Raw genomic sequence first — 15612 nt, forward strand, 5'->3', positions numbered from 1 at the left:
CGGATCGACAGCGGGCGCGGTAGCTGTATATGGTAAACCGGTGTCATGCCGCAATGTGCACTGCCGCAAAGGGCGCCTGCACGCTGCAACGCAACATCCGGAGGAGTCCATGCAGGTGTCCGATTTGCCGCCCGCGAACGCCCGCCTGGCGCGGCTGGCCCGGCTCGCGGCCGGGCTGCTGGTCCTGGCGCTGGCGGGTGCCGCCGCCGCGTCCCCGACGACCGTGCCGCTGTGGGACGGCACGCCGCCCGGGTCCGAAGGCCTGGCCCTGACCCAGCGCACCGTCGAACGGAGCAGCGACCCGGCCCGTCCCGACCGCTACGTCGAGGGCGTCATCGCGCCCTCGCTCACCGTCTACCGCCCGGCCCGCCCCGACGGGCGCGCGTTGCTGGTGGTGCCGGGCGGTGGCTACCAGCGCGTGGTCCTGGACAAGGAAGGCAGCGCGCTGGCGCCGGCGTTCGCCGACGGCGGAGGCGTGACCCTGTTCGTGCTCCAGTACCGCCTGCCCGGCGAAGGCCACCGCGGCGCGCGCGATGTGCCGCTCGCCGACGCCCAGCGCGCGATGCGCCTGATCCGTGCCCGCGCGCCGGAATGGGGCGTGGACCCGGCCAGCGTCGGGGTGATGGGGTTCTCCGCCGGCGGGCATGTCGCCGCCAGCCTCGCCACGCGCCACGGCGAACGCGTCTATCCGCCGCGTGACGCGGCCGACGCCGTGGACGCCCGCCCGGCCTATGCGGTCCTGGTCTATCCGGTGATCGACATGGGCGCGCATGCGCATCCCGGATCGCGCCAGCGGCTGCTGGGCGACGCGCCGGATGCCGGATCGGCGCGCGCATACTCGCTGCAGGAACGCGTCGACGCGCGAACGCCGCCGGTATTCCTGCTGCACGCGCAGGACGACACCGTGGTCACGGTGGAGAACAGCCTGCTGTTCGAGGCGGCGCTTCGCCGCGCCGGGATCGAACACGAGACCCACCTCTACGCGCACGGCGGGCACGGCTTCGGCGTGCGCGAGGCGCGCGGCACACTGGCGCTCTGGCCGCGCCTGGCGCTGGCCTGGATCGATGCGCACGCACCTTCACCCGCCGTACCCGCTTCCGATCGGACCCGCCATGCCGGATACCCCTGACCCATCCCCCGCGCCCTCCCGCTGCGACCGCCAGCGCCGGCGCCTGCTCCAGGCCGCCGCCGTGACCCCGGTCCTCGCGTTCGCCGCGCCATGGGCGCAGGCGGCCGCCGGCACCACGGCGGTCGCGGCCACGCGCAGCGGCCGGGTGCGTGGCAGCCTCGAGCACGGCGTGCATGCGTTCCGCGGCATCCGCTATGGCGCCGATACCGCTCCCGCGCGGTTCCAGCCGCCGCGCGCGCCGCAGTCCTGGCGCGGCGTCGCCGACGCGCTCGCCTACGGCGCGCCGGCGCCGCAGCGTGGCAAGGACGGTGCCGAGGGCAGCGAGGACTGCCTGTTCCTCAACGTGTGGACCCCGGGCCTGCGCGACGGCGCGAAACGCCCGGTGCTGGTGTACTTCCACGGCGGCGGCTACGACACCGGCTCCGGCAGCGATCCGCTCTACGACGGCGGCAACCTGTGCCGCCGGGGCGACGTGGTCGTGGTCACGGTAAACCACCGCCTCAACGCCTTCGGCTATCTCTACCTGGGCCTGCTCGGGGGCGGGGACTATGCGGCGTCCGGCAACGCCGGCCAGCTCGACCTGGTGCAGGCGCTGCGATGGGTGCGCGACCACGCCGCCGAGTTCGGCGGCGATCCCGGCAACATCACCGTGTTCGGCCAGTCCGGCGGCGGCGCCAAGATCGCCACGCTGATGGCGATGCCGGCGGCGCGCGGGCTGTTCCACCGCGCCTGGACGATGAGCGGGCAGCAGGTGACCGCGGCCGGCCCACGCGCGGCGACCCAGCGCGCGCAGCGCTTCCTGGAGACGGTCGGCATCGACCCCGCAGCGGCCGACGCACTTGCGCGGCTGCGCGCGCTGCCGCTGGCGGCGGTGCTCGAGGGCACGAACGCGCGCGACTTCTCGCGGGTCGAGGACACGCGCCTGTACTTCGGCCCGGTGATGGACGGCGACGTGCTGCCGCGGCACCCGTTCTGGCCGGATGCACCGGCGCAGTCGGCGGCGATCCCGATGGTGGTCGGCAACACCCGCGACGAGACCCGCGCCTTCCTCGGCAACGACCCGAAGAACTTCAGCCTGGGCTGGGACGAGCTGCCCGCGCGGCTGGAGCGTGCGCAGTTCGTGGACATCCGCGCCGACCTGGTGGTGGCGGAGTATCGCCGCCTCTATCCGCAGGCCACGCCATCGGACGTGTTCTTCGCCGCCACCACCGCCGGACGCTCCTGGCGCGGCGCGGTCGAAGAGCTCGAGGCGCGCGCGCGCCAGGCCGGGGCGGTCGCGCCCACCTGGGCCTACCAGCTGGACTGGGGCTCGCCGCTGGACGGCGGCAGGCTGCGCGCCTTCCACACCCTGGACATCCCGCTGGTGTTCGACAACGTGCGCCAGCCCGGCTCGCGCACCGGCGACGGCGACGACGCGCAGGCGATGGCCGATGCGATGAGCGGCGCGTTGCTCGCCTTCGCGCGCCACGGGGATCCCAACCATGCCGGCATCGCCCGCTGGGAGCCGTACTCGATGGCGCGGCGGCAGACGCTGCTGTTCGACCTGCCCGCGACGCTGGCCGACGACCCGCGTGGCGCCGAGCGCCGTTTCTGGCAACAGGCGCCGTTCGTGCAGCGCGGAACCCAGTAGCCGCCGGCGTGCGCGTCCCCCTGCTCCTGCTGCCCGGCCTGCTCTGCGACGAGCGGATGTGGCGCGGGCCGGCGGCCGCATTGGCGACCGTGGCCGAGCCATGGATTCCCGACCTCACCGCCGACGACAGCATCGCGGCGATGGCCGCGCGCGTGCTGGCCGCCGCGCCGCCGCGCTTCGCCCTGGCCGGCCTGTCGATGGGCGGCTATGTCGCGTTCGAGATCCTGCGCCAGCAGCCCGGTCGCGTGCAGCGGCTGGCCCTGTTCGACACCAGTGCCGCGCCGGATTCGGCCGAACGCGCGCGCCAGCGGCGCATGGGCATCGCCGCGAGCGGGCAGGGCCGCTTCGCCGGGGTGACGCGGCAGTTGCTGCCGCGCCTGATCCATGCGCGCCACGTCGGGGGCCCGGTCGGCCGCGAGGTGCAGGCCATGGCGGCCCGGGTCGGCGCGCAGGCCTACCGGCGCCAGCAGGCGGCGATCCTGGGCCGGCCGGACTCGCGCCCGCTGCTGCCGTCGATCGACATCCCGGCCCTGGTGGTCGTCGGTGCCGACGACGTCATGACGCCGCCGTCCGAGTCGGAAGTGATCGCCGCCGGCATCCGTGGCGCCACGCTGCACCGCATTCCGGACTGCGGCCACCTGCCGCCGATGGAAGCGCCGGAGCGGACCGCGGCGCTGCTGCGCGACTGGCTCCTTGCCTGACCGTGCGTCAGCGCGGCGCGCGCAGCGCGGCCAGCGGCACCCGGGTCACCGCGATGTCTTCCTTGTTGACCGCGTAGGCCACGTACAGGTGGTCGTTCCAGACCACGCTCTTCGGATAGTGGTAGCCCGCGCGCTTGTAGCGGCCGGGGTGGCGCAGCGGGGGCAGCGCGTCGCGGCCGCGCAGCAGCAGGCTGCGGTCGAAGTGGCGCCCGTCCGCCGACAGCGTGAGCGCCAGCGGGATCCGGGTGCGGTCGGCACTGGCGGCATTGACCAGGAAGGCGGTGCCGTCGGGCAGGTTGCCGGCGCTCTGCTTGGCGCGCGCGTCCGGCATCGCGGTCAGCGCCGGCGTCGACCAGTGCTCGCCGCGGTCGCAGCTCTCGCTGGCGAGCTGGCGGAAACTGCTGGCCTGGTCGCGGAACACCATGACCGCGCACTGCGTGCCGTGCGTGCCCGTGCGCAGGAACACGCTCGGTTCCAGCTCGCGGCTGACCCGGCCCTCGTGCGGCAGGTTGCTCATCGACCCGCGCCGCCAGCCGGCGATGCCGAGCGGGTCGTCGGTGAAGAAGGGCGCGACGATCATGCCGGGGCGCATGTGGAAGGCGGTGACAATGCGCCCGCCGGCCAGCGCGTGCGGATCCTGTTCGATGATGCCCTGGACCGGCTGGCCATCGGCATCGAGCACCGGCCGCGGCGGGGACCAGGCCACGCCGTCCTCGCTGCGCATGTAGGCGGTAACGCCACCGTCGCCGGACTGGAAGCCGGTGGGCCAGACGTTGAGGTAGGCCACCAGCGTGCGGCCGTCGGTCCACCAGCCGCCGTTGGAATGCATGGCACCGCCGCTGCCCGCCGCCGCCAGCACGCGCGGCACGCTCCAGCGCATGCCGTCGTCGCTGTAGCTGTAGAGGACCTTCGTGTCGGGCGAGTCCTCGTCCTCGCGCGAACTCTGCCACTGCGCGTACAGCCGGCCCTTGAAAGCCACCAGCACCGCGCCGTTGTTGAAGCGGTCCTGCGTGGGGAGCGGTGCGAACACGGTGAAGTGCGCCGTGCCGGGAGCGCTGCGAAGGCCGAGGTCGGGCGCAGCGGCATCGAACAGGCCGGGAGCGACGGTGTAGGGCGCCTGGCCGCCGGCGATGCCGCCTGACGCCGCATCCGCGCCGGCCGTGGCCGGCGCCATCGCGAGCGCAGCCAGCCAGGCGACGGCGATCCGCGCCGTCCACATGCCGCGCTCAGCGCACCTGGAAATCGTCGAAGTCGGCATGGCCCACGCGGGTGGCGGTGAAGGCCGGCGTGCCGGCGGGTGCCTGCGCGAACAGGCCCAGCTGTGCCCCCACCCAGCGACCCTGGGTGACCAGCAGTTCCTCGCCGGCCGGCACGAAATCGCGCCCGTCGAGGCTGTAGCCGAACCGCACCACCGCCTGCACCGCGCGGGTCATCGACGGCCAGTAGCGGGTCGGGTCCGCCGGCGGATCGACCGGCACCACCCGCGGCTCGACCCGGACCTGCAGCCAGAGCGGACGGTCGCCGGCCGCCTCGAGCACCACCTGCACCTGTTCGTCGCCGTGGCGGTCCGCCTGCGGCCGTCGCACCTGGACCAGGCGCACGCCGGCTTCGGTCTTCTCCAGCCCGATCCAGCCATACGACGCGCCGAACATCACCAGTCCCGCGCGCTCGCCCACGGCCGCCGGCGCGAAGCGCAGCTGCGTGGTGGCGGTGAAGGACAGGCCGGGCAGCTTCTGCGCGAGCACATGGCCGGCCTCCCACAGGTTGGCGGGCGAGGAGGCCGACTTCAGCCGCAGCACCCCGCTCGCGCCGGCGTCATGCCAGTCCTCCGAGGGATTGGCGTTCCACTGCCAGCCCGCGTGGACGCCGGCGTCGAAATGGTCGTCCACCACCGGCACCGCGCGCGGCTGCGGCGGCAGCGCCGGCTTGCGATGCCGCAGCACCGGCTGGCCGTAGTGCCGGCCGGGTTGCGGCTGGCCGACCAGCTGCCAGCCGTCGTCGTTCCAGCGCATCGGCTGCAGGTGCACGCGGCGGCCGTAGGCGTCGGTGTCCTGGAAATGGACGAACCAGTCCTCGCCGCCGGGGGTGTCGATCCACGCGCCCTGGTGCGGCCCGTTCACCGGCGTGTCGCCCTGGTCCATCACGTTGCGCGCCTCGTACGGGCCGAGGATCGACCGCGACCGGAACACGCCCTGCCAGCCGCCCTTGACCCCGCCGGCCGGCGCGAAGATGTAGTACCAGCCATCGCGCTTGTGCACCTTGGGGCCTTCGATCACCACCCACTGCTTGTCGCCGTCCGACGTCCGCACCGGCGCCAGCGCGTCGCCGTCGATGACGACGTGCTCCCCGCCCACCGTCTTCGTGCCGTCGGCATCGAGCCGCTTGAGTGCGACGACGTTGATCCTGCCCGAGCGCGACTTCGCGTACGAGTACGCCAGCCAGCCCTGGCCATCGTCGTCCCAGAACGGCGCCGGGTCGATCACGCCCTTCGCGTTCTCGACCAGCACCGGGGCCGACCAGGGACCGGCCGGGTCGGCCGCGGTGACGACGAAGATGCCGAAGTCCGGGTCCGGGTAGTAGATGCGGAACAGGCCGCCGTGGTGGCGGATCGACGGCGCCCACACCCCGCCGCCGCGGCGGGGCACGCGATGGTGCCCGTCCTGCGGCAGGCGCGGCAGCGCGTGGCCGAGCAGCGTCCAGTTCACCAGGTCCCGGGAATGCAGCACCGGCAGGCCGGGGACGCTGGTGAAGCTGGAGGCGGTGAGGTAGTAGTCGCCGCCGACCCGGACCACGTCCGGATCGGACCAGTCGCCGGCCAGGATCGGGTTGCGGTAGCTGCCGTCGCCCTGGTCGGGCGACCACACGCCCGCCGGCATCGGCAGCAGGCCGTCGTGGTCGCCGCCCGCCTGGGCGACGGGCGCCAGCGTGGACAGCAGCAGGCAGAACAGGGACGTGCGCAGCATGGTCGGCTCCGGTGGTCGCCGGCGCGGCGACGCCCACGCACGGCCCGCGGTCGCGCGGGGACCGGGGTCCCCGCGATGCGCTCAGTAGTCGAGCGCGCGGTACTTGAAGTCGCGGAAGTGGACCTTGCCGCTGCCGGCGGCATAGATCGCCGGCTTCAGCGCCAGGAACTGGCCGGCCACGTTGTGGTGGTAGCCGGAGACTTCCATCTGCACCGGGTACTTCTCCCAGGCCTTGCCATCGGTGCTGGTGTGGATGGTGACGATGTGCTGGTTGTTGGTGACGCGCAGCCACAGCCTGCCGCCCTTGCCCGGGGGCAGGCCGGTGGTCGGCCGCTCCTGGCCGTAGCGGTGCATCACGAACTTCTCGCCATTGCTGCCCACGCCCACGTACAGGCGGTCGCTGTAGAACAGCAGCGCGCCGCCGACGGCGCCCGGCTCGATCTCCATCTCCACTTCGAACTGGTAGGCCTTGTCGCCGGCGATCACGGTCAGCGGCGAGCTGTCGCGCGGGGTGCTGCCCTTGCCCTGCACGCTCATCGCGCCGTTGCCGAAGGACAGGCGCGCGTACTCGTCCTGGGCCGGGTTGAAGAACGACCACTGCTGGCCCAGGCGCGGGCCATCGAAGCGGTCCGACAGCGCCATGCCGTGCTGGCCCACCGAGGCGCCGCTGGGCTTCTTCATGGGCTGGCCGAGGTCGCCACCCTTGGCCACGAACCAGCCATCGTCGGTCCATTCGACCGGATCGAGCAGGGCCTGGCGGCCCAGCGTCCAGTAGCCGTTCTCGTAGCCGTGGTAGATCATCCACCAGCGGCCGTCGGTGCCTTCGATCACGGTGGCGTGGCCGCGCGACCACCACGGCTCACTGCGGTCGACGGTGCGGGTGATCGGGTTGTGCGGCGAGTTCTCCCACGGCCCGTGGATCGACTTCGAGCGCGCGGTGATCACCATGTGCCCGGTCGGCGGGCCGGCGGTGCCGCCGACCGCGGTGGTCATGTAGTACCAGTCGCCGCGCTTGTGGATCTTCGGGCCTTCCTGGGCGTAGCCCTCCACGTCCCAGGTCTCCGGGTACTTCCAGCCGTCGTAGACGTGCTTCGGTTCGCCGACCACGCGCAGGCCGTCGTCGGACAGCTGCACGTAGTCGCCGCCGGACAGGAACAGGTAGCGCTTGCCGTCCTCGCCGACCGCGTGGCCGGGATCGATGTACTTGCCCAGGCCGATGTTCACCGGCTCGCTCCACGGGCCGCGGATGTCGTCGGCCCACACCACGTAGTTGCTGCGGGTGCTGCCCTCGGTGCCGCCGGTGCGGGCCGGGAAGTAGATGTAGTAGCGGCCCTCGTGCTTGACGATGTCGGGGGCCCAGATCGAACCGACGTTCTTCGTGATCGCGTGGCCGAGCGGCTTCCAGTTGACCAGGTCGCGCGAATGCCAGATCGGCAGGCCCGGATAGGCGTCGAACGAGGACGAGGTCAGGTAATAGTCGTCGCCGTCCTTGAGCACGGACGGGTCGGGCCGGTCGCCGGCGAACACCGGGTTGAGGAAGGTACCGTCGCCGAGGTCGGCCTGGCGCTGGTGCTCGATGCCGCGCTTCCACGGGCTGGGCGCGTCCGCCGCGGAGGCGGCCAGCGGCAGCAGGGGAAGGGCGAGCAGCGCCAGGGCGCGAAAGGGGGAAAGGGCCATGGCCGGTCCTTGTGGTCAGCGGGGGATGACGATGCCGCGATAGGCGAACGGGCGCCGATGACACCGATGGTCAGGCGACCGTAGCAGACCCCGCCGCCCGCCGGCATCCTGCGCCGCAACACGCTCCGGCGCGGGGCACCGACTAAAGTCGGGCTTCCCGGTGCGATCCCGGCGGTGTACGCATGACACCGCTGGCCATCCTGCCGCCGCGCACCTTCCGGACCCGTTACGACCCATGCCTGCCGTCTCCCGCCTGTTCCGCCCCCTGTCCTGCCTGCTGCTCGCGTTGGCCACGCCCGCCTTCGCCGCGCCCGACCCGTCGGTCACCGAGCGTCCGCCGGTCACCCCGGTGCGGGCCAGCAAGATCGTGCTGGTCGGCGATTCGACCACCGCGGTGCAGGGCGGCTGGGGCCCGTCGTTCTGCGGCGACCACGTCGCCTCGTTCGTGGCCTGCGTGAACCTCGCCCGCGGCGGGCGCAGCACCTACAACTACCGGGCCGAGGGCTCGTGGGACATCGCCCTGGCCGAGATGCGCCCCGGCGCATACGCCGGCGGGGTGTACGTGCTGATCCAGTTCGGCCACAACGACCAGCCGGGCAAGCCCGGTCGCTCGACCGACCTGGCGACCGAATTCCCGGACAACCTGCGCCGCTACGTGCGCGAAGTGCGTGCCGCCGGCGCGGTGCCGGTGCTGCTGACGCCGCTGACCCGGCGCCAGTTCAAGGACGGCGGGCTGGTCGACGACCTCGCGCCGTGGGCCGAGGCCACCCGCCGCGTCGCGGCCGACCTGCAGGTGCCGCTGGTGGACCTGCACGCGCGCAGCGTGGCCGCGGTGCAGGGCATGGGCCCGGTGCAGGCGATGCGCTTCGCCCAGGCACGCGCGCTGCCGGAACAGGTGGTGGCCGCGCAGGCCGGGACCACCATCGGCGCACCGCCGGCCGCCCCCGCCACGGCCGCGGCGGCACGGACCACCCCGCCCACCGGGCAGGACAACGCCGCGGCCGAGCCGATGGGCACGCCCAAGGCCGCGTTCGACTACACGCACCTCGGGGGCGAAGGCGCCGGTTTCTTCGCCGCGATCGTCGCCGACGAACTCGCGCGGCAGGTGCCCGCGCTGCGCCGCAACCTGATTCCGTGAGGCGCGCTTCCCACCGCCGTACGCCGCGGGCGGTCGCTGGACCGCGCCAGGACCGGAACGGACCCCGCGCATGAAGCCCACGCCGACCCCCATCACCGCCGCGCTGGCGGGCGTGTTCGCGGCGGTGGTCATGCCGGCGCTGTGGCCGCGGCTGGGCGACGACACCCTCGACTGGATACTCGCGTTCCTGCTGGTGGTCGCGCTCCCGGCGCATGCACTGGTGGTGGGCTTCGGCCCGCCCCGCGACCCCGCGTGCCGGGCCGGGCTGGACGCCGCCCTGCTCAAGCGGGTGGCGGCGTGGCTGCTGGCGGCGCTGGCCACGATCGCCGTGCGGCAGGCGCTGGTGACCTAGCCCGCTCGCCGCGGCGCACGCCGGCCCGGCCCGCGCCGTTCCCCGACGCGAGGAAAGAGGCCGGGCGGACCCGGCCTCGACCCCGGCGATCGGCAATTCCGGTGTCAGCGCACCGGGCGGCGGTTGTTCAGGCGGGTGACTTCCTCGGCTTCGCCTTCTAGCGCCACGCGCACGTGCAGGCCGTCCGCATCGCGGCCGCCCAGCGGCAGCGACACGTTCGCGGTCTTCGGCAGCAGGTCGGTCGGCGCGGCCAGGGCGGGCAGCGCCACGCGCGCCAGCTCGCGTCCGCCTCCGTCCTCCAGCACCGCATAACCGACGCCGGTCGCCACATGGCCCAGGCTGTGCACGGTCACCTCGACCGCGTCGCCGGCCACGCGCACGTCGCCCCGGCCGATGCCCAGGTCCGGCCGCGTCTCCACCGGCGTGCCCGCATGCAGCCGCTCGAACTCCATCACCACCGCCTGCATCGGCGGGAACAGCACGTCGACCGACGCGCTCTTCTCCAAGGTGAACTCGCGGCTGGACGACTTGCCGTCGATGCGGTCGTCGCCGTCGCGGTCCACGCCCCAGGTCATGCGCCAGGTGCCGGGCTCGACGTTCCACCCGGTCATGGTCGCCGGGTGCGCCTTGCGGTCGACGTTGAAGCCGACCACCTTGAAGCGGTCGCGGCGCGCGTCGGGCATCAGGATCGCCACCTGCTCGGCGCCGCCGTCGCGGGCGAAGCGCCAGCTGACGGTATGGCCCGGCCAGGACTGGTTGCGCTCCAGCGCCACGCCGCCCAGGCGCTCGCGCTGCAGCAGCTCGCTGGCAGACTCCACGCGGTCCGACCACCAGTGGCCCTCGGTGACCATGTACTCGCGCAGCGCCTTGAGCTCGATCGACTCGGCATGCATCGCCTCGAGGTACTTCTTGTCGCCGGTCTGCTGCCACGCGGCCAGCGCGGCGAAGCCGGTGTCGCCCTTGTCCGCGGCGGCGACCAGGGCCTTGCCCCAGTCGTGCTCGCGGCCGAGCACGCCGATGTAGTTCTCGCCCAGGTTGGACAGGCTGCCCGGGCCGCTGCGCCCGACGCGGTAGTCCAGCGCCTTGAGGTACTTGTCGTCGCCGGTCCAGCGCCACGCGGTCCAGAACAGGTGCATGGTGTCGCCGCCGCCCGAGCCCTTCACCAGTTCGCCGCCGCGGGTCTTGCCGGTGGCCCAGTGGATCTCGTTCGGCAGCACCCAGGCGCCGTCGTCGGCGGTGTAGGCGTGGGCGAGGTAGCTGTCGGCGAGGCCGGTGACCAGCTTGCGGCCGGTCGGATCGGCGTTCCAGCCGCCGACCAGGAACGCCGGATGCAGCGCCGGGAACGAATACGGCTTCTGCCACTGCCAGTTCGGGTCGCGGTAGACCTTGTTGCCGCCGAACCAGTTGCTCGACCACAGCAGGTGGCCCTGCGGGTTGGGCAGGATGATCTTGCGGTCGTAGTCCCTGACCGTTTCCATCAGCCGCTCGACGGTGAGCGGATCGCCCCAGTTGAGGTAGAGCATCGCGCTGTTGGCGTTGATGCCTTCCTCGTAGGCGTGCAGCTCGTCGGTCTCGATCGTGCTCAGCCCGCCGGTGAACATGCCGTTGCGGTAGATCGCATCGGAGACTGCGGTCAGCGAGGCGTTGAGCTTGTCGGGCTTGATGCCCATCAGTGCCGCGCCAGGCCACTGCTGCACGAGGTCCGAATCGTCGGACAGGCCGCCGCCGAAATCGCCGTACCCGACCTGGCGGTTGTCGATCCACCAGTCGATGAAGCGGCGCACGTACTTCAGGTCCTCGAGCTGGCGGAACGCCCACAGCGGCACGTCCTTCGGCGCCTGCGGCTGCGCGAACGGCGGCCGGCCCTGGCTGTTGTAGCTGATGTAGTTCCAGTAGCGGCGGCCCTGCTCGTGGTCCGGATCGACCCGCAGCAGGTCGCTCAGGTCGGCGTACACGCGCGCGTACAGGCGCTGGCGCTTGGAGGTGGTGTGTTCCTCGACCAGGAAGCCCCAGTTGTCGCGGACCTGGTTGAAGCGGTCGGCGAGGTGCTGCTTCTTCGCCTCGGCGCGGTCCTTGAACACCAGCCTGACCTCGGCGCCGTCGAGCGAGGCGGCGTTGAAGCCGGGCGCGGCGGAGGCGACGCTGATCCACAGGCTGTCGGCGGTCAGGATGCGGTCGCGCAGGTCCAGCCACAGCGTGCGCTTCTGCTTGGGCGCCACCGCGACCGAGACGTCGATCATGTCGCGCGCGGGCCAGATCGGGTCCTTGACCCGGATGTTGAGCGGGATCAGCCCGTCCTTCGCCGCCGGCAGGTCCAGCGCGGGAAGGTCGATGGCCACGCCGTCGAGCCCGTCGTGCATGTTTTCCCAGCTGTAGGCCCAGCTGCGGATCAGCGGCTGCGCGGCGGGCGCGTCGGCCACGCCGGACGGCACCAGCACGTGCACGACCGGGTCGGGGGAGGCGGGCAGGGTGTCCGCGCCGCGCTTGCGCGAACCGGCACCCTTGGGCAGCGCCATCACCGTGCTGCGTCCGGCGGGCAGGAAGCGGCCGTCGATGTACTGCCGCAGCGCCTGCACGTTGCCGTAGTCGGGCAACACCTTGCTGTCGATGGTGTAGGCCTGCTTGACCGTGCCGGCGGGCTCGGCCGCGTCGGTCACGTTGTAGGCCCAGATCTCCTGGATCGGGGTCTCCGGCGTGGTGTTGGTGAAGCGCACGTGGCCGCCGCGGCGCGCCGGGAACTGGGCGACGCTGCGGACGATGCCCTGCTCGCGCGTGAACAGCGGCGCCTGTTCCGCGCCGGACGGGCCGTGGCTGGCCTGGCCGTAGGCGGCGCCGCGGATCTCGAAGCGGTTGAACGGCTCGTCCGGCATCGCCAGGTCCAGCGCCTGGCCGCCTTCCACGTAGGTGTTCCAGTCCGGCAGCTGGAAGTAGTCGTCGCGGCCGGGCAGGCGCGAGCGGTTGTACACGCCGGGCCAGGTGGTTTCCGGAATGCCGTCGCTGCCCTTCCACATCCACTGCTTCTTGTCCTTCACGTCGTCGAAGCCGACGTGGCGGATCGAAGTGGTCGCCGCCACCAGTTCCGGCGGTGCTCCGTGGGATTCCCATCCATGGCGGTGGTTCCACGCGGCGCGCCGGGCGTCGTCGCCGACCGCCACCGCGCTCGCCGGCCGCGCCGCGGCCAGGTCCGCGCGCCGCGCCAGCGTCGCCACCCCGGGGCCATCGAGCATGCGGTCGTACACCCGGATCTCGTCGAAGTCGCTGCCGCGCAGGAAGTTGTAGCGGCTCTGCACCTGGTACGGCGCCATCACCCGCCCGGCCAGGCCGAGCTGGTCGAGCGCGGCGTCGTAGTCGGCGGTGGTCTCCTCCCGTGCCACCTCCCGGCCGTCCACGTACAGGCGCACGCCCCGGGTCTCGTCCCAGGCGAAGGCCAGGTGGGTCCAGTCGCCGGCGCCGGGCGCCTGGTCCAGCCTGAACGACACCCGCGTGCGGGCGAGGTTGGCGTCGGTGACGAACGCATCGAAGCCGTGGCCGTTCCAGTCGATGCGCAGCCAGGCCATGTCCCAGCTGCTGTGGTCGGCGTAGCCGACCCGGAAGATCACGAACGGCGCTTCGCCCACCGCGTAGCGCGGGCGCCAGAAGAAGGACAGCGTGCCGCGCTCGGCATAGATGTTGCCCGGCGCGTTCCAGGCCAGCACGCCGTCATCGGCCCATTCGATCGCGCCGCCCTGCACGCCGGTGGGCACGATCTTCACCCGGTCCTGGAAGTTCGGCACCGCCTCGCCCCCGGCATGGTCGGCGACGAAGCCTTCGTCGGCCGAGACCCGGAACAGCAGCTGCGGCCCGGCATCGGCGGTGCGCGCGGGCGCGGGCAGCGCCAGCAGGACGGCGGTGGCGAGGGCGGCGAGCAGGGCGGGACGCATGGGTTCAGTCATCGGATCGGTCTTCCACGTCATCAACGATAAGGCGTAACGGAGTCACGGCGCCGGCGCATGGACCTGTCGCCAGCGCGGGAGTTCCGTGGCCAGCACCGGCTCGGGCCAGGTGCCATGCCAGGCATAGCCGACGCGGCGCTCGTTGGGCAGCTCGGCGAACGCGACCGGGCGGCTGTCGCGGTCCACGAACAGCGGCTGCTGGCGCTCGAGGTCGTAGAAGCGCGCCCACAGCGACGCCCCGGGCGCGGCGACCAGGCGCACGTCCTTGCCGCTCTCCTCGCCCGCGGCCTCGATCCGCTCGACCGCCACGTCGCGCAGGCGGTGGCCGTCCATCCAGCGCGCCGCCGATTCGATCGCGGCGATCGTGCGCGCATCCGGGTGCGGCTGGCGCATCAGCAGGCGCATCACGCCGACCGATTCGGCCACGGCCAGCGACGGCAGTTCGTAGGCGCGGGCCTTGGCCGGCTGCAGCGTGTGCTCGTCGTACTGGGCGGCCCAGATCGTCGGCGTGCCGTCGAGCTGCACCTGCAGGGCGAGCAGCAGGTCGATGCCGCGCCGGGCCGCCGCGGCCGCGCGTTCGCCGTAGGCCGGCGCCAGCGCGGCCAGGCCGTCGCGGCCGGCCGCGATGTCCTGCAGCAGGGTCACCACCCGCACCATCGCATCGTCGTTGAGCGTGATCTGGTGCCGGTAGGACGAGTGGTCCGGGTAGAACTGCGGCCAGCCGCCATTCGGGTACTGGGCGCGGAGCAGGTACTCGACGCCGCGGCCTGCCGCGGCCAGGTACGCGGGATTGCCGGTGCGCGCATGGGCCTGGGCCAGGTACGCGATCTCGCCGGTGGTGGCCTTGTTGTCGATGGTCGCGTCGTCGCGGCGGCCCGGCCCGCGCAGCGCGGCGCGTTCGGCTTCGTCGTAGCGTCGCCCGTAGTCGACCTTCTTCCCGTGGTAGTGCTTGGACCAGCCGCCCGAGGCGGTCTGCAGCAGCAGCATGTTCTCGGCCACCGGGTCGGTCGGCGGCGGCGCGGCAGGCGTCGCGCCGGCGGAAGCGGAGGCGGCGAGCAGCAGCGCCAGCAGCAGGCGCGGGACGGTCACGGTGCCCATTCGAACGGTCTCCAGTGGCCCAGGATCGCTTCCCGGGAGTAGGTGGATGCCTGCGCCGGCGGGAGCGCGTGCGACCAGGGCACGCGCCCGGCGGTCGCGGCGCCCGCACCGCGGTTGCCGGCCTCGGCGAAGAAGGCGCTCGCCTGGCGTTCCGGCCTGCCCCAGTCGTGCCAGCCGGCGGCAAGTATGTGCGCGCCGAGCTCGCTGTCGAGGAACGCGACCCGCGCGTGGTCCCGCCATGGGCGCCCCAGGTAGACGGCGTCGACGCCCTCGGCGGCGGTGAGGGTGCAGTCGCGGAAGACCAGCCCGTGGGGATGGTCCCGGGGCGTGGCCGCGGCGGTCACGTAGCCGTTGCCGACCGAGTGGATCCGGCAGTCCTCGAACAGCGCGGTGCCGGCGCCGAAGATGAAGTCGACCGTGCCATGGACCTCGCAGCCGCCGAACCACGAGAGGCTGTCGTGCCCTTGCAGGTAGAGCGTGTCCTGGTGGCCGAGGAAGCGGACGTCGCGGAACGCGGCGCGGGTCCCGACCACGGCCAGGGCCACCGCCTGGCCGACCGGGCCTGCGTCGTTGGCGATGGTCAGGTGCGCGGCGCTGAAGTCGTCCGCCCGCACCGTCACCGTGGCCGAGGCGAAGGTGCCGAACGGCTTGCCGGTGCGCGGGTCGATGCGCGAGGCGTGGTTGTCGAACACCAGCCGGGTGCGGCCGCTGCCGGCGCCCACCAGTGCGATCGGCGGCGCACCCGCGGGCACGTCCACCACTTCCCGCCAGGTGCCGGCGCCCAGCCGGAGGGTGGTGGCTTCGCCGCCGGCGACCACGCCGTCGATCGCGGCCTGCACGCTGCGGTACTGCCCGCTGCCGTCCAGCGCCACCACCCGTTCGCGCGGCGAGGCATGCAGCCCCCCCGCGGCCAGGCATGCGAGCAGCGCCGGAAAGAAGCCGCCCGCCGGTCGCCACCGGCGCGTGCGCACCGGTGGGACGGACGGGCGGAA

Annotated in this window: 11 protein-coding genes; 5 read left to right on the forward strand and 6 right to left on the reverse strand. The window is 73.0% G+C overall.

Annotated features, from left to right (window positions below; genetic code table 11):
* Positions 1-109 precede the first annotated feature (109 nt).
* The 3 genes from ACA089_RS12435 to ACA089_RS12445 are packed head-to-tail and all read left to right on the forward strand — an operon-like array spanning position 110 to position 3460.
* Complete coding sequence (locus tag ACA089_RS12435; RefSeq protein ID WP_372017220.1) at positions 110-1129, forward strand: alpha/beta hydrolase; 1020 nt, start codon at positions 110-112, stop codon at positions 1127-1129.
* Positions 1113-2759 (forward strand): carboxylesterase/lipase family protein, encoded by a 1647-nt coding sequence (locus ACA089_RS12440; RefSeq protein ID WP_372017222.1) that lies wholly within the window; start codon positions 1113-1115, stop codon positions 2757-2759. The genes ACA089_RS12435 and ACA089_RS12440 overlap by 17 nt, the downstream gene beginning before the upstream one ends.
* Before the next feature lie 8 nt (positions 2760-2767).
* The gene (locus ACA089_RS12445) at positions 2768-3460 is read left to right on the forward strand and encodes an alpha/beta fold hydrolase (RefSeq protein WP_372017224.1); all 693 of its coding nucleotides are present in this window, start codon (positions 2768-2770) and stop codon (positions 3458-3460) included.
* A gap of 7 nt (positions 3461-3467) precedes the next feature.
* On the opposite strand, the gene ACA089_RS12450 is transcribed toward ACA089_RS12445, so the two are convergent.
* The 3 genes from ACA089_RS12450 to ACA089_RS12460 form a co-directional block, all read right to left on the reverse strand.
* Complete coding sequence (locus ACA089_RS12450) at positions 3468-4679, reverse strand: sialidase family protein (RefSeq protein ID WP_372017226.1); 1212 nt, start codon at positions 4677-4679, stop codon at positions 3468-3470.
* 7 nt (positions 4680-4686) lie between these two features.
* Entirely contained in the window at positions 4687-6423 is a 1737-nt protein-coding gene (locus ACA089_RS12455) for a glycoside hydrolase family 43 protein (protein WP_372017228.1), read from the reverse strand.
* An 81-nt stretch (positions 6424-6504) separates the two neighbouring features.
* Complete coding sequence (locus tag ACA089_RS12460; protein ID WP_372017230.1) at positions 6505-8100, reverse strand: family 43 glycosylhydrolase; 1596 nt, start codon at positions 8098-8100, stop codon at positions 6505-6507.
* A 235-nt stretch (positions 8101-8335) separates the two neighbouring features.
* Here ACA089_RS12460 and ACA089_RS12465 point away from each other — a divergent pair, with 235 nt between their 5' ends.
* Positions 8336-9238: a rhamnogalacturonan acetylesterase gene (locus tag ACA089_RS12465; RefSeq protein ID WP_372017232.1), complete on the forward strand. Its 903-nt coding sequence runs from the start codon at positions 8336-8338 to the stop codon at positions 9236-9238.
* 70 nt (positions 9239-9308) lie between these two features.
* Positions 9309-9590 (forward strand): hypothetical protein, encoded by a 282-nt coding sequence (locus ACA089_RS12470; RefSeq protein WP_372017234.1) that lies wholly within the window; start codon positions 9309-9311, stop codon positions 9588-9590.
* A 104-nt stretch (positions 9591-9694) separates the two neighbouring features.
* Here ACA089_RS12470 and ACA089_RS12475 read toward each other — a convergent pair whose 3' ends face one another.
* The 3 genes from ACA089_RS12475 to ACA089_RS12485 are packed head-to-tail and all read right to left on the reverse strand — an operon-like array spanning position 9695 to position 15591.
* A complete protein-coding gene (locus ACA089_RS12475) occupies positions 9695-13522 on the reverse strand; it encodes a LamG-like jellyroll fold domain-containing protein (RefSeq protein WP_372017236.1) in 3828 nt (1275 codons plus the stop codon).
* A 42-nt stretch (positions 13523-13564) separates the two neighbouring features.
* A complete protein-coding gene (gene pelA, locus ACA089_RS12480) occupies positions 13565-14620 on the reverse strand; it encodes a pectate lyase (RefSeq protein ID WP_372017238.1) in 1056 nt (351 codons plus the stop codon).
* Positions 14608-15591 (reverse strand): pectinesterase family protein, encoded by a 984-nt coding sequence (locus tag ACA089_RS12485; protein WP_372017240.1) that lies wholly within the window; start codon positions 15589-15591, stop codon positions 14608-14610. The genes pelA and ACA089_RS12485 overlap by 13 nt, the downstream gene beginning before the upstream one ends.
* Between the last annotated feature and the right edge of the window lie 21 nt (positions 15592-15612).

Origin of the sequence: Pseudoxanthomonas fibrivorans, assembly GCF_041464125.1 — a bacterium.
Lineage (GTDB): Bacteria > Pseudomonadota > Gammaproteobacteria > Xanthomonadales > Xanthomonadaceae > Pseudoxanthomonas.

What these genes read in the sequence shown, in the direction of transcription:
- ACA089_RS12435 (WP_372017220.1), top strand. Translation starts at nt 110, where the DNA reads ATGCAGGTGTCCGATTTGCCGCCCGCGAACGCCCGCCTGGCGCGGCTG.
- ACA089_RS12440 (WP_372017222.1), top strand. Translation starts at nt 1,113, where the DNA reads ATGCCGGATACCCCTGACCCATCCCCCGCGCCCTCCCGCTGCGACCGC.
- ACA089_RS12450 (WP_372017226.1), bottom strand. Translation starts at nt 4,679, where the DNA reads ATGTGGACGGCGCGGATCGCCGTCGCCTGGCTGGCTGCGCTCGCGATG.
- ACA089_RS12455 (WP_372017228.1), bottom strand. Translation starts at nt 6,423, where the DNA reads ATGCTGCGCACGTCCCTGTTCTGCCTGCTGCTGTCCACGCTGGCGCCC.
- ACA089_RS12460 (WP_372017230.1), bottom strand. Translation starts at nt 8,100, where the DNA reads ATGGCCCTTTCCCCCTTTCGCGCCCTGGCGCTGCTCGCCCTTCCCCTG.
- ACA089_RS12465 (WP_372017232.1), top strand. Translation starts at nt 8,336, where the DNA reads ATGCCTGCCGTCTCCCGCCTGTTCCGCCCCCTGTCCTGCCTGCTGCTC.
- ACA089_RS12470 (WP_372017234.1), top strand. Translation starts at nt 9,309, where the DNA reads ATGAAGCCCACGCCGACCCCCATCACCGCCGCGCTGGCGGGCGTGTTC.
- ACA089_RS12475 (WP_372017236.1), bottom strand. Translation starts at nt 13,522, where the DNA reads ATGACTGAACCCATGCGTCCCGCCCTGCTCGCCGCCCTCGCCACCGCC.
- pelA (WP_372017238.1), bottom strand. Translation starts at nt 14,620, where the DNA reads ATGGGCACCGTGACCGTCCCGCGCCTGCTGCTGGCGCTGCTGCTCGCC.